Source organism: Cohnella rhizosphaerae, assembly GCF_029525575.1.
GTDB classification, from domain to species: Bacteria; Bacillota; Bacilli; order Paenibacillales; family Paenibacillaceae; genus Cohnella; species Cohnella rhizosphaerae.
In genome coordinates, this window is record NZ_JAPDIA010000001.1 from 502,022 (window position 1) to 516,051 (window position 14,030).

A 14,030-nucleotide genomic window follows, 5' to 3' on the forward strand; every position below is an offset into this window, starting at 1 on the left:
CGACGGCGGTCATCCATGTACGCTTGATCATCCCTCTTGCCCTCCCGTCCGCTCGTTCGTCCCGTTCCTGGACCTGAAAATCAAGCCGACCAAACCGACAATCGCGGTGACGATGACGAACACCATGAACGCGACGGCATTGGCATAGCCGTAATGATTCTCTTGAAATCCGAGCTTGTAGACAAGCGTGGAAGCGATCTCCGTAGAGCCGATCGGTCCTCCCTGCGTCATAATCCAGACGATGTCGAACGAACGGAAATCGTTGGCGATCGATATAATTGACAATAACATAATTGTCGGAAGCATAAGCGGCAGAATAATATGCCAAATGGACCTTATTCCGGTGCATCCGTCGATCTTCGACGCTTCAAGCAATTCCTTGGGAATTTTAAGCAGACTCCCGAGCAGAATGAGCATATCGAAGGGAATCGTTCTCCATACCCATACGAGGATTACGGATAGCAGCGATGTATCCTGACTGCCCAGCCAGACGCGCTGCCAGGAATCGAGGCCGACCGCCGCCAGCAATTGGTTCAGCATCCCGATCGTCGGTTCGAAGATCAGAGACCAGATTACGGCGGACACTGCCAGAGGAATGATATAGGGGGAGGAAAAGCACGACGTTGAACCATTTCCAGGCGAACACGCCGCGAAACAAGAAGTAGGCGAGCGCGAAAGCGACGCTCATCGAGACGACAAGCTCGACGGCCATAAGGATCAGATTGTGGCCCATTGCCTCATAGAACCGGGAATCCCGGAACCCCGCGGCGAAATTGCCAAAACCGATAAAGTCGCTGAGCGGCCCGACGCCGTCGTAATCGTAAAAACTCATTTGAAGCGATTTGATGAGCGGAAATACCAGGTACAGCACGAAAAAAAATAGTGCCGGAAAAATCATTGCGTACGCCAGCAATTGCTTCTTGTCAGCCCGTCCGGGAAGCATGGAAATCACCCTTCTCTCAAAGTGACTTCAGTATAAGCTCACCTCCCGGCGCCAACAACGATACAGCTTTCTGATCCCTTGCGTATTTTTCGGATTGGCCGGTTCGACGCTTCCGCGTTGCCGATGGACCGCGGGCGCATGGAGATGAAACGGGCGGCACCGCTGCTCCTACGGCTGCCGTCTTCCCCTCACGCCGCGCCTCATCCCGCGAATCCGCTGCTTGGCGTCCGCGCTCACCCGGTAAGACTCCACGATTTTCTGCAGCGACTTGTTAAACGTAAAATCGTCGAGCGCGCATCCGGCGAGATAGGACTCCGTCCGCTCCGGGAACTTCACGTAGCACATCGAGATCGCCCACGCGACCGCCATTTTGACGTAATAGCCTTCATGCGATACTTCGTCCATCGACTTCAGCACGTCATCTACGTAGACTTCGTCGATAAAGTGTTCGAGCAGCATGACGACGCCGAAGCGGATGTCGTACTCCCGCGCGGACTTCAAGTATGGTTGAAGAAACGCCCATACGGCCGCCTGATTGCGCCGCGCGAACTTGAGACCGAGGCAGAAGCGGTCGCATACCGACCAATTGTCGATTTTCGGCACGAAATCCGCGATGTACCGAAGCCGTTCCGCCGGCTCCATTTCGGCATAACCGATGATCATCGCCTGGAGCATGATTTCCTCAAAATAGTCGTTCCCCGCGGCTGCCAGCCACGCCCGCCAGTCGTCCCGCGCCGCCGCGATCGCGATACGCCGCAAGGCCGGCAGGCGGACGCCCATCAAGTTGTCGATGTTCGGAATAAGCGATGAAGCGAATTTTTGATAGCCCGGCTCGGCTAAAGCCTCCAGTTGTTCTCGAATGGATTGTCCGTTCATGTCAGGCTCCCCTTTACCTCGTGCTATATTCCAACGTCTCATCATAACGCAATGCCCGCGCCAAGAGATGCCGATCCGAATAGAACCGCAAGATTTTTAAAATGGTTCGCCAGCCAACCCGATCCCTGCTATACGCGTTCGGCGCCTCTCGGCGCCGCCGTAGACGCCCGAACGATAAGCCGCGTCGGGATGCGGACCATGCTTCGCTCCTGATTCGGATTCCCGAATAGCGACAGCAGGCGGCTTCCCGCTTCAAATCCGATCGTATCCCCTTGCTGCGCCACGCAAGTCGGAGGAATACGGGAAGCGTCGGCATGGTCGTAATCGTCGAAAAAGACGACCGACAAGTCGTCGGGCACGCGCATGCCGGCCGCTTCCGCGGCGCGGATGGCCATTTGGCCGATATGCTCGTTGACGGCGAACAGGGCCGTCACGCCCGGCGAAGACGCGAGAAAAGCCGCGATCGCGTCCGGCTCCGCGCGTTCCAGCACGAGACTGCGGTCGAGCGCGGCGCCGTAGTCGTTGAGCGCCTGGCGAAAGCCTTCCAGCCGCTCCTCCAGGCTAGTCGTGCCCTCGTATGGCGTCGTCACGAAGCCGATCCGCCGATGGCCGAGCCGCAGCAGATGCTCCGTCGCCTCGTACGCGCCGGCGATATGATCCGAGCAGACGCAGTGCGTCGGCACGCCGCGCACGTATCGGTCGATGACGACGATCGGGTAACGATCCAGCGTAAGCCGCAGCATCTCTTCGCTGTACGTTCGCCCCTCGGCGGGGTACACGATCACGCCGCGCGCGCCGGCCCGGAGCGCCTCCCGCAGCTTGATCTCCTCCTTCTCCTGGGAGTCGTCCGTCGTCAGCAGCAGCATTCTGAACCGCGACGGCTCGAGCGCCCGCTCCACGCCCGCGAGCAAGCTGTTCGTCAGCATGCCCCGCAGCCTTGGCAGAATTACCGCTACCGTCTGAAGCTCGCGATCGCCCGAAGCGCCTCTGCCGGAATCGTACTTCGCAGGCTCGCCTTTCCCCGCTTCCTCCGCCACGAAGCTGCCTCTGCCTTGTACGCGAAAAACGACGCCCTCCTCCGCCAGCTTGTCCATGGCGCCGCGAATCGTAATCCGGCTGACGTCGAACTGCTTGCAAAGCTGATTTTCCGATGGCAGCCGTTTGCCCGGCTTCCATTTTCCCGAACGAATCTGGTCGCGCACGTAGGATTCGATCTGGGCGTACAACGGCGTACGCTTGTCGCTCCGGCGTTCCCGGTCGCAGCTTAACCCAGCGCCTTCGCCGCGGTCTTCCGCCCTGTCCTTATCGTCCATCGGCAATCCTCCTTTCTCGAATATTACCTATATACAACTTTATGCTCAATCACTTCGAATAACCGTTTACATTCAATCCAAGCAAATATATGATCCATGTATAACAAGTCATCACAAACTTGTATATTTGTATTATAAGGAGAATCGGAGCCATGAACAAGCCTGTCGCGCATATTGTCTCTCACACGCATTGGGACCGCGAATGGTACATGCCGTACGAACGCCATCACGTCAGACTGATCGAGCTGATGGACGTGCTGATCGATACGCTCGAGCGCGATCCCGACTACCGGAGCTTCCACCTGGACGGACAAACGATCATCCTGGACGACTATCTCGAAGTGCGGCCCGACATGCGCGAGCGCCTGACCGGTCTCATCCGCGAAGGGCGGATCGCGGTCGGGCCCTGGTACGTGCTGCAGGACGAATTCCTCACCAGCGCCGAGGCCAACGTACGGAACCTGCTCGTCGGCCATCGCGATGCCGAACGCTATGGACCCGTGGCGAAGATCGGGTACTTTCCGGATTCCTTCGGCAATATGGGGCAGGCCCCCCAGCTCATGCGCCAGGCGGGCATCGCCAACGCGGTCTTCGGACGGGGCGTCAAGCCGACCGGGTTCAACAACGCCGTTTCCGATTCCGCGGCTTACGAGTCCCCCCTTCTCGGAGATGCGCTGGCGCTCCCCCGACGGCTCCGAGGTGCTCGGCATTCTGTTCGCCAACTGGTACAACAACGGCATGGAGATTCCCGTCGATCCCGAAGAGGCTCGCGCGTACTGGGACGCCAAGCTGAAGGATGCGGAACGCTTCGCCTCCACGCCGCAGCTGCTGTTCATGAACGGCTGCGACCACCAGCCCGTGCAGACCTACCTGCCCGCCGCGCTCCGCACGGCAAGAGACCTGTATCCCGGCTATGAATTCGTGCACAATGATCTGGCCTCCTACGTATCGGCCGTCGAACGCGCCTCCGACCGCGAGTTGACCGTCGTCGAGGGCGAGCTGCGCAGCCAGCGCACGGACGGCTGGTTCACGCTGGCCAATACCGCCTCCAGCCGCGTCTATATCAAGCAGGCGAACGCCAAAGGACAGCTTCTGCTCGAGCGGCTCGCGGAGCCCGCGTCCGCCTTCGCCGCATCGCTGGGCATGCCGCATCCGACGCCGCTGCTTGTCCATGCCTGGAAGACGCTCATGCAAAACCACCCGCACGACAGCATCTGCGGCTGCAGCGTGGACGAGGTTCATGCGGAGATGATGACCCGCTTCCTGAAAAGCCGGCATATGGCGGAGCCGATCGTCGAACGGAGCGTCGCCTATCTCGCATCGCATATCGATACGTCGAGGTTCGACGGCGATGCGCATGTGCCGTTCGTCGTGTTCAACTTCGCCGGCATCGCGCGGTCCGGCACCGTCTCCGTCGAGCTTGACGTCGCGCGCCGCGCGTTCGCGGATGCCGGGCCGGCAGCCGCCTACGCGGCCATGGAGCTCGTCCAAGTCGATGGCGGCGCCGTCGTCGACCATGAGGGCAGGCCTGTGGAAGCCGAAATCGAGGACTTGGGGGTCCGATTCGGCTACGAGCTGCCCGACGACAAGTTCAGGCAGCCGTACATGGCCAGGCGGATCCGCGTCACCTTCGGCGCGGACCGCATCCCCTCCAACGGCTGGCGCGCGTATGCTTGGCGAAGCGATGCGGATGAGGATCGCGCCGTCCAAACGACGGTCGCCGCCGCTGTCGCGCAGGACGATGCAGCCGATGCCGCTTTGGACGAACGCTTGCTGGAAAACGAATATATGGCCGTCGTCGTCGAGTCTAACGGGAGCTTGACGCTGACGGACAAAGAAACCGGGGAAACGTATCGCGGTCTCGGCGTCTTTGAAAATACGGGCGATATCGGCAATGAGTACGTATACGTTCAGGACGGCGCCCGCAAGACGCTTACGACCGACAGGCTGGAGGCCGAGGTCCGGCTCGTCTCGCGCAACGACTGGCGCACGACGGTCGAGATCGTCCATCGCTGGGAGATCCCCGCCGAAGCGGACGACCTGCTGGCGCGCGAGCGCGCGACGATGACGTTCCTCCCGGACCGCAAGGCCGGCAGAAGCTCGCGAACGGTGCCGCTTGTCCTGACGACGCTCGTCACCATCGAGCGCGGGGTCAAGGCGTTGAAGCTCAAGGTGAGCTACGAAAATCAGGCCAGGGACCACCGGCTGCGCATGCGATTCCCGACCGATGCGGCGGGATCCGGCGTCCACTACGCGGACTCGATCTTCGAGATTGCGCAGCGTCCGAACGAGCCTGCCGCGGAGTGGCGCAATCCGAGCAACGCGCAGCACCAGCAGGCGTTCGCCGCTCTGGACCATGGCGCCCGCGGGCTGGCCGTGGCCAATATCGGACTGAACGAGTACGAGGTGCTCCGCGACGGACGCGGCACCATCGCCGTGACGCTCCTGCGGGCGGTCGGCGAGCTCGGCGACTGGGGCGTGTTCCCCACGCCCGAGGCGCAGTGCCTCGGCGCGCAGGAAGCGGAGCTCGCGATCATCCCCTACGGCGGCGCCGGCGAACGCTATGCGGCCGCGCAGCAAGCGTACGCCTTCCAGGTGCCATGGCTCGCCGTTCAGACGGCTGCGCAGGCAGGCGCCTTGCCGTCCGAACACAGCCCGCTCTCCTGGACGGGCGAACGCCTGGCGCTCACCGCCGTCAAGCGCGGCATCGGGAGCATTGATCGCTTCTGCCGCTGGTTCAATATGAGCGGCGCCCCTGCCACGCTCACGCTGCAAGCGGATGCGGATGCGGAATGGTACTTGAGCAACGTGCTGGAGGAGCGGCTCGGCACGCTCGCGGCGGACGCGGACGGCGCGATACGCGTGGACGTTCGGCCGTACGAGATCGTCACCATCGGCCGCAAAGACGCCTAATCGCGTCCCCGCCTCCGGCTGCGGCCGCCCGGAAGATCTGGGCGGCCGCTTTTTTTTTGCGAACATACGGCCGCTCCCCCCGCTCGTACAATAGAGTATCCGCGAGCCTATCCAAAGAGACGGGGGACTGCACATGCGAATTCATTCCGGCGGCTTCGAGGTCGTCTACCACGGCAGGGTATTCGCCTACAAGATGAACCCGATCGAGATCACGCTGTCCGAGGAGAACGATCCGCTGACGTTTTTGTTTTGCGTGGAAACGGAGCCCGAGCGGGACGACTTCGAGACGGACATCCGGCTCGTGCAGCACAATAAGGTCCGAATCGCCTGCATCAACTTCCCGAGAGGCAAGCCGACCGGCAACGACGACATGATCCATCTCGGCGTATTGAACAATCGCAGGCTCTCCCTGAGCTACGAAGTGACGATTAATTACGAGGCGACCGCCTGGGTGCTGTCCTTTACGTTTTTCGCCGGCGAGGGGGTGCAGGGCCCGTGAACAAAATCGAGATTCAGGATCCGAAGGTGGCCAGCAAGATCATCGCGGCGAACGCCGAGAGCGAGAAGCGCAAAGCCGAGCTCGGCTTTCTCGGCCGTTTTTTCGGCGCGGGGGAAAACGTCCGGCTGTACATCGTCGGCACGATCGCGCTCGTCGTGCTGCTCATCGCACTCGTCTATACGCTCGTCCCCGAGCGGAACCGGTCGGCGGACTTTGGCTTGAAGGACCTGTGGACGCTCGTCGTGCTCCCCGTCGAATCGACGATCATCGGCTATCTGATCGGCTCCAGAACGGGCGAGACGGCCGAAAGGAAACCGAGTCCCTGACAGCGGTTGCCCGATTCATCAAGCCGTTTGGCGCAATGGCGGCAGCCGGTCTTAACGATTGTTGAGACGCGTGACCCCGAACGCCTGCCGATAGGCGGTAGGCGTCACGCCGGCGAGCCGCTTGAACCACTTGGCGAACTGCTTGTCGTCGCCGAATCCGACGCGTCCCGCGATCTCCTTGACCCCCAGCTTCCCGCCCGCCAACAGCTCCTTCGCGGCATCCAGCTTCAGGCTATGAATATAATCGAGCAGGCCCGAGCCGAACCGCCGCTTGAACATGCGGGACAAGTAGTCTTTGTTGTAACCGACGTGATCGGCGATTCGCCCGACCGTGATATCGGCATCCAGCGCATGAAGGCGCGTCCACGCCAGCAGCTCTTGGAGCTGGGCGTCCATGGCCGGCCTGCCGCCCGAGTCCTGAAGCTGGTCGGCGAGCTCGATCAGCAGGCACGTCAGAAAATAATCCCCGGCTCCGGTAATGCGATAACCGCCGTTCGCGGCATGGAGCAGCTGACGCGCCAAAATATGCACCCGGCTCGGCGAGGGACAGCTCGCGTAACGCGGCATCTGGCCTGTAGGCGCATTCTCCCCGGCCTCGGGGACGAGAAAGTGAAACCAATAAAACGAGACGCCCGGCGTGGACAGCCTGTAGCCGCGATGGCGTTCTCCGGGCATCAAAAACAAAATGTCCCCCGCCCGCACCTCGTACATAAGCCCGCCCGTCTCCATAAAAACGACGCCGGACACGCCGACGATCAACTCGTAGTCCGCGATCGTGCGGTCCATATGCGACCAGGTCTCGTCCGACAGGAATTGCCCGCCCATGCGCAATCGGTAAGGCTCTTGCAAGTATAAAGGCAGCAAGCCGCGCCTCCCTCGTTTCCCCATTCGTTTTGAGGTCAGTTTTTGACACCTATTATACTTCATCGCCTACCGACAGGGGAGCCGGGACTATTTTAAAATAAAAAAGCAGCGAACCGCGGGGCCCTTCGCGGCGCGTTCGGACCACCATTTCACGAACGGAGCGTGATTGCTTTGACTCTTCAAGATCGTACGGCTTTCCCCCGGCCCCTTGCGCTAAAAAATGTCAGTATAAAGGACGATTATTGGTCACCCTATGTCGGGCTCGTGCGCGGCACCGTCCTTCCCTATCAATGGGAAGCGCTTAACGACCGCGTCGCGGATGCGGAACCGAGCTTTGCGATCCGGAACTTCCGCATCGCGGCCGGCATGGAGCAAGGGGCGTTCGGCGGCTTCGTGTTCCAGGATACGGATCTGTACAAATGGCTCGAAGCCGTCGGCTACGCGCTGGCCGCGGCGCCCGACGCCGACCTGGAGCGCATCGCGGACGAGGCGATCGCGCTCGTCGCGGCGGCCCAGCAGAAGGACGGCTATCTGAACACCTACTTCACAGTCGCCGAGCCGGGCAAGCGGTGGACGAATCTGACGGATTGCCATGAGTTGTATACGGCCGGCCACCTTATCGAAGCCGCGGTCGCCTACGCCGACGCGACGGGCAAACGTACGCTGCTCGACGTCGCCTGCCGCTTCGCGGACCATATCGACGAGACGTTCGGGGAACATCCCGGTCAGATCCGCGGCTACGACGGCCACCAGGAGATCGAGCTGGCGCTGGTCAAGCTGTTCGAGGCGACCGGCGAAAAGCGGTATTTGGACCTGGCAAGCTTCTTCATCGACGAACGCGGCAGGCAGCCGAGCTTTTTCCATCAGGAATGGGAGGCGCGCGGCCGCACTTCCTTGTGGGCGCCCGGCATCGTCCAGAAGACGCCGCCTTCGCTGTCCTATCATCAGGCGGACAAGCCCGTCCGCGAGCAGGAGGTCGCGACGGGACATGCCGTACGCGCGATGTACATGTATGCGGCGATGGCCGATCTGGCCTTGCGGCGCGAAGACGAAGGCCTGCTCGCAGCCTGCAGGCGGCTGTGGGCCAATACGGTCGGCAAGCAGATGTACGTGGTCGGCAGCATCGGTTCGACGCACCACGGCGAGGCGTTCACGTTCGACTACGACTTGCCGAACGACACGAACTACTCGGAGACTTGCGCTTCGATCGGCCTTGCGATGTTCGCGCAGCGGATGCTGCAAAACGAGGTCAAGGGCGAATACGGCGACGTCATGGAGCGAGCGCTTTACAATACCGTCACGGCCGGCATGGCGACGGACGGCAAGCATTTTTTCTACGTCAATCCGATGGAGGTGTGGCCGGCCGCAAGCGCGGGCAATCCGGGCAAGCACCATGTGAAGGCCGTTCGGCAAAAATGGTACGGCTGCGCCTGCTGCCCGCCCAACGTCGCCCGCCTGCTCTCCTCCCTCGGCAGCTATGCCTTCGCGGCGGGCGAGGACACGCTTTATGCGCATCTGCATATCGGCGCCGAAGCGAAGCTGACACTGGCCGGGAGGCAAGTCGCCGTTTGCATGAACAGCCGGTTGCCGTGGGCGGGCGAGGTCGGCCTTACGATCGCCGAAGCTGCGGGTAACGGAGACTTTACGCTCGCCGTGCGGGTGCCATCTTGGTCCGAGCGCACCTCGTTCACCGTGAACGGAGAGGCGGCCGCACCCGAGATTAAAGACGGCTACGCATACTTGCGCCGGGATTGGCAGGCGGGCGACGTATTCGCCATGACGCTGGACATGCATCCTAGGCGGATCTATGCCGCCGCCGAGGTGCGCGCGAACGCAGGCCGCGTCGCGCTGCAGCGCGGGCCGCTCGTCTATTGCCTCGAGGAGGCGGACAACGGCGCGCCGCTGGCCGGATTGGCGATTCGCGCGGACGCCGAGCTTCGCGAAGTGCCCGGCGAGGGGCGCCTGGCCGGCGCCGTTCTGATCGAGACCGAAGGCGCGCGGCTCGAAACGCCGTCGAGCGCGGGCGGCGCCTTGTACCGCGCAGAGCCGCCGGTACGGACGCCGCAGCGGATCGTGGCCGTCCCTTACGCGCTATGGGGCAACCGCGAGCCCGGCGAGATGCAGGTTTGGGTTCGCGAAGAGCCGTAAACGGAAACCATCGTACGCGCTCGTCAGATCGATTATGCCCGCGTCTATCGCGCAAAAGTGCAAGATGGGTAGCCGCGCTCGTTCGGCCCCTCCACTATCGTGCAAAAGTGCACGATTTTGACACGAGACATCGGGATTCTCGCCGAAAGGGGCGATCTACCGCGCACTTTTGCGCGATAGATCGCCAAAACCCTCGATCCCCGCCTTGGATGATGCACTTTTGCACGATAGCGCTCGTCTTAATGCCCTGGGCTATACTTCCGCCAACCATCGCACAACCATAGCGCAAATTGCGCTATGGCGAATCATGGCGCTCGCTCTCGCACACCCTCGCCTCCTTTATCGAGCCGCTTTAGCCCATAATTGCGCTATACCTACGCACGACACCCACGCTTGCACACCCTCGTCTCCCCCACACCGCGCCGCCATAGCGCAAAATTGCGCTACTTTCCGCCATGCGACCTTGTACAGGACACGACTTGCCCCGCAATTGCCCGATCTGGCTATTTCCGCAAGATATGGACATACTAGCCGCACTATCGCTCGCTTGGACGGGCAAACGGCGGGGAGCGAACGCGCTTGATCACATTTGACGGCGTCACCAAGAAGTATCCGGACGGCACCAGCGCCTTGAAGGGCATCGATCTCGAGATCGCGGAAGGCGAGCTCGTCACGCTGATCGGCCCGAGCGGATGCGGCAAATCCACGACGATGAAGATGATCAACCGGCTCGTCGAGCCGACGAGCGGGCGGATCTCCATCGACGGCAAAGATATCTCCAAGATCAATCCCGTCCGGCTCAGGCGGGAGATCGGCTACGTCATCCAGCATATCGGGCTGTTCCCGCATATGACGATCAAGGACAACGTCGCGATCGTGCCGCGGCTGAAACGCATGGACAAAAAAAACGTACGAACGCCGGACCGACGAGCTGATGGACATGGTCGGCCTCGACCCCGAAAAATACCGCGACCGGTACCCGGCCGAGCTGAGCGGCGGCCAGCAGCAGCGGATCGGCGTCATCCGCGCAATGGCGGCGGAGCCTTCGATCATCCTGATGGACGAGCCGTTCAGCGCGCTCGACCCGATCAGCCGCGAGCAGCTGCAGGACGAGCTGATCCGGCTGCAGGAGACGGTGAAGAAGACGATCGTATTCGTCTCCCACGATATGGACGAAGCGCTCAAGATCGCCGACCGCATCGTCCTGATGAAGGGCGGAGAGATCGTCCAGGCCGACAAGCCCGAACGCATATTGCGGCGTCCCAAAAACGACTTCGTGCGCAGCTTCATCGGCGAAGGCCGGCTGAACGAAACCGCCGAGCAACTGTCGGTGGAGGACGTCATGCTGTGGAATCCCGTGACGGTGAACCAGTCCCGCGGCCTGGCGCACGGGGCGAAGTTAATGAAGCAGCATCGCGTAAACGGCCTGCTCGTGCTCGACAAAAATCGCGTGCTGCAGGGCGTCGTATCGAGAGAAGCGCTCGAGGAAAATTACCGGAACGAGGAGCTGACGTTGCAGGAGATCATGCGGACCGACATCCCGAACGTCGTCGTCGGCTCGAGCGTCGGGGATGCGGTGGACGTCATGAAGCAGCACGGCATGAGCTATTTGCCCGTCATCCATCCCAACGGCCAGATCGCGGGGCTCGTGACCAATTCCAGCCTGATCGACGCCCTGCTGAAGCAGATCTGAACGGAGGCCGCCATGAATCTTTGGGACGTATTCATCAACCGGCGCGACGACATCGTACGCGGCACGCTCGAGCATCTGCAAATCTCGTTCATCGCGCTGTTCATCGCCATCGTAATCTCGGTTCCCGCAGGACTCGCCTTGACGCGCTTCCGGCGGCTCGCCTCTCCAGTCATCGGGCTGACCTCGCTCTTCCAGACGATTCCGAGCCTCGCGCTGCTCGGCTTCATGATCCCCCCTCGTCGGCATCGGCCGGGTGCCGGCCATCATCGCGCTGACGGTGTACGCCCTGCTGCCGATTCTCCGCAATACGTATACGGGCATCATGAACGTGGAAAAACCCATCAAGGAAGCCGGCATCGGCATGGGGATGACGGGCATGCAGGTGATGTGGCGCATCGAGCTGCCGCTGGCGCTGAACGTCATCATGGCGGGCATCCGCACCGCGACGGTCATGGTCATCGGCGTCGCCACGCTGGCCTCGCTGGTCGGGGCCGGCGGTCTCGGCGATCTCATTTTCCGCGGCATCTCGACGGTCAATACCGAGCTGATCCTGGCGGGCACGATTCCCGCCGCCCTGCTCGCGCTGCTGCTCGACTTTTTGTTGGAGCGGATGGAACGGGCGGTCACGCCCCCCGGCCTCAGGCCGGTCGGCCGCAAGCGGACGAATCGCTTCGTGCGGGTCGTCGAGATCGCGCTCGGCGTCCTGCTCGTCGCGGCGATCGCGACGAGCCTGCTGGGACGCGGCGGTATTGGATTCGGCGGGAGCGGAGGCGGCAAGACGATCACCGTCGGCGGCAAAAATTTCACCGAGCAGGACATTCTCGTCCATATGCTTTCCTCGCTGATCGAGGCGAAAACCGATCTGAAGGTCGTGCGCAAGCCGTTTCTCGGCGGCTCGCAGGTGACCCACAGCGCGCTGACGAGCGGCAGCATCGACCTGTACCCGGAGTATACGGGGACGGGTTGGTCCTCGGTGCTGGGCGAAGCGCCCGTGGGAGGCGATCCGCAAGCCACCTACGACAAGGTGAAGGCGGCTTACGAAACGCGATTCAGCGTCACCTGGCTGCCGCCGTTCGGCTTCAACAATACGTACACGCTGTCCATGCGCGCCGACGCCGCCGATCGACTCGGCATCGACACGATGTCCCAGCTGGCGGCCCGTTCGTCCGGGCTGACGCTCGGCGCGACGCATGAATTTCTGGAGCGGGAGGACGGCTTCAAGGGGCTGCAGGCCGCCTACGGCATGCACTTCAAAAAAGTGACCGGCCTTGATCCCGGTCTGACGTACGGCGCGGTCAAGGAAGGCACGACCGACGTCAACGACGCCTTTTCGACGGACGGGCGCATCCAGGCGTTTAAGCTGAAGGCGCTCAAGGACGACAAGCAATTTTTCCCGCCGTACTATGCGGCCGTCGTCATTCGCGACGATACGCTGAAGGCGCACCCCGAGCTAGAAGAAACGCTTAACCTGCTGGCCGGCAAAATCGACGACAAAACGATGTCCGCGCTCAATGGAAAGGTGGACTTGGAGCGCAAGGAGCCGCGCGCCGTGGCGGAGCAATGGCTGAAGGATCAGGGGCTGATGTGACGCGAGCTTGTCGGCCTAATAGCGCCGAATCACGTTGAATCGCGCCGGCTGATGTCGTCCGGCAACCTCTTAGTCCATGACGATCCGGCGATGATGCGTGTACACGTTCAGCGAATCCGCGCGTATGAAGCCCACGCAAGTGATGCCGAGGTCATCCGCGAGCCGGAGGGCGAGATCCGTCGGCGCCGACTTGGAAAGCAGGATCGGGCAGCCGATCTTGGCGGCCTTCAAGACGACCTCAGAGGACAGGCGGCCGCTGAACACGATGACCCGGTCTCTCGCGGATAATCGATGGCGGATGCAGTGGCCGAACAGCTTGTCGAGCGCGTTGTGCCGGCCGATGTCCGACCTCGTCTCCGCAGCTCCCGATTCGTCGAGCAAGGCAGCGTTGTGCACGCCGCCCGTCGCCGCGAATTCGGCCGAAGCCGCCTGCAGCCGGGACATCCATTCGAAGCAGCGCTCGGCCGGAATCCGCAGTCCGCCGGTCAGCGTCTTAGCCGTTCGGGCGTCGTTCTGAAAATAAAACTGCCGGCTTTTGCCGCAGCATGAACCGATCAAACGCTTCGAATAGAAGTCCTTGGCGGTGGACTGCGGACGGACGAGCTCGATGCGGGCAAAGCCGCCTTGTACGTCGAGCGTAAGTGCCTTGATATCCTCGCGGACGCGAATGACGCCCTCGGAGCCGAGGAAGCCGACGACCAGATCGGTCAGGTCGCTTGGCGAGCAGACCAAGGTCGCGAACTCCTCACCGTCGACGATCAACGTCAGGGGATATTCGGCCGCCACGTCCTCTTCCCGCTCGGAGACGAGCCCGCCTTTCATTTTCGTCGCGGTCCATTTTACGATCGAAGGTCGTTCCATCCCCGC

General features: G+C 61.9%; 10 protein-coding genes and 2 pseudogenes. 6 read left to right on the top strand and 6 right to left on the bottom strand.

Translation table 11 applies throughout. The annotated features are described in order from the left end of the window. Window positions 1-27: 27 nt before the first annotated feature. From OMP40_RS02400 to OMP40_RS02410, 3 genes are all read right to left on the bottom strand, one after another. Entirely contained in the window at window positions 28-585 is a 558-nt protein-coding gene (locus OMP40_RS02400; RefSeq protein WP_277528826.1) for a carbohydrate ABC transporter permease, read from the bottom strand. 526 nt (window positions 586-1,111) lie between these two features. Next, window positions 1,112-1,819 carry a DNA alkylation repair protein gene (locus OMP40_RS02405; RefSeq protein WP_277528828.1) on the bottom strand — a complete coding sequence of 236 codons (708 nt, stop codon included), beginning with the start codon at window positions 1,817-1,819 and terminating at the stop codon, window positions 1,112-1,114. 128 nt (window positions 1,820-1,947) lie between these two features. Then, window positions 1,948-3,132 (bottom strand): GntR family transcriptional regulator, encoded by a 1,185-nt coding sequence (locus tag OMP40_RS02410; protein WP_277528831.1) that lies wholly within the window; start codon window positions 3,130-3,132, stop codon window positions 1,948-1,950. Between the two features lie 152 nt (window positions 3,133-3,284). On the opposite strand from OMP40_RS02410, the pseudogene OMP40_RS02415 reads away from it, so the two are divergent. The 3 genes and pseudogenes from OMP40_RS02415 (at window position 3,285) to OMP40_RS02425 (ending at window position 6,870) form a co-directional block, all read left to right on the top strand. Continuing rightward, window positions 3,285-6,045, top strand: a pseudogene (locus OMP40_RS02415) (alpha-mannosidase). A gap of 133 nt (window positions 6,046-6,178) precedes the next feature. Next, entirely contained in the window at window positions 6,179-6,544 is a 366-nt protein-coding gene (locus OMP40_RS02420) for a DUF6864 domain-containing function (protein WP_277528832.1), read from the top strand. Then, on the top strand, window positions 6,541-6,870 hold the full coding sequence (locus OMP40_RS02425) for a hypothetical protein (protein ID WP_277528833.1): 330 nt from the start codon (window positions 6,541-6,543) through the stop codon (window positions 6,868-6,870). The genes OMP40_RS02420 and OMP40_RS02425 overlap by 4 nt, the downstream gene beginning before the upstream one ends. 51 nt (window positions 6,871-6,921) lie before the next feature. On the opposite strand, the gene OMP40_RS02430 is transcribed toward OMP40_RS02425, so the two are convergent. Further along, window positions 6,922-7,734, bottom strand: coding sequence for an AraC family transcriptional regulator (locus OMP40_RS02430; protein WP_277528835.1), 813 nt, complete (start codon window positions 7,732-7,734; stop codon window positions 6,922-6,924). A 162-nt stretch (window positions 7,735-7,896) separates the two neighbouring features. Between OMP40_RS02430 and OMP40_RS02435 the strand changes: the two genes are divergently transcribed. Together OMP40_RS02435 and OMP40_RS39675 are read left to right on the top strand one after the other, a co-directional pair. Further along, the gene (locus OMP40_RS02435; protein WP_277528837.1) at window positions 7,897-9,882 is read left to right on the top strand and encodes a glycoside hydrolase family 127 protein; all 1,986 of its coding nucleotides are present in this window, start codon (window positions 7,897-7,899) and stop codon (window positions 9,880-9,882) included. Window positions 9,883-10,461: 579 nt separating this feature from the next. Further along, window positions 10,462-11,575 (top strand): annotated as a pseudogene (locus OMP40_RS39675) (ABC transporter ATP-binding protein). Here OMP40_RS39675 and OMP40_RS02455 read toward each other — a convergent pair. After that, window positions 11,488-11,802 carry a hypothetical protein gene (locus OMP40_RS02455; protein WP_277528839.1) on the bottom strand — a complete coding sequence of 105 codons (315 nt, stop codon included), beginning with the start codon at window positions 11,800-11,802 and terminating at the stop codon, window positions 11,488-11,490. The pseudogene OMP40_RS39675 and the gene OMP40_RS02455 sit on opposite strands and share 88 nt — an antisense overlap. A gap of 26 nt (window positions 11,803-11,828) precedes the next feature. Here OMP40_RS02455 and OMP40_RS02460 point away from each other — a divergent pair, with 26 nt between their 5' ends. Next, on the top strand, window positions 11,829-13,163 hold the full coding sequence (locus tag OMP40_RS02460; protein ID WP_277528841.1) for a glycine betaine ABC transporter substrate-binding protein: 1,335 nt from the start codon (window positions 11,829-11,831) through the stop codon (window positions 13,161-13,163). A gap of 69 nt (window positions 13,164-13,232) precedes the next feature. Here OMP40_RS02460 and fdhD read toward each other — a convergent pair whose 3' ends face one another. Beyond that, entirely contained in the window at window positions 13,233-14,024 is a 792-nt protein-coding gene (fdhD, locus tag OMP40_RS02465) for a formate dehydrogenase accessory sulfurtransferase FdhD (protein WP_277528843.1), read from the bottom strand. Window positions 14,025-14,030 lie beyond the last annotated feature (6 nt).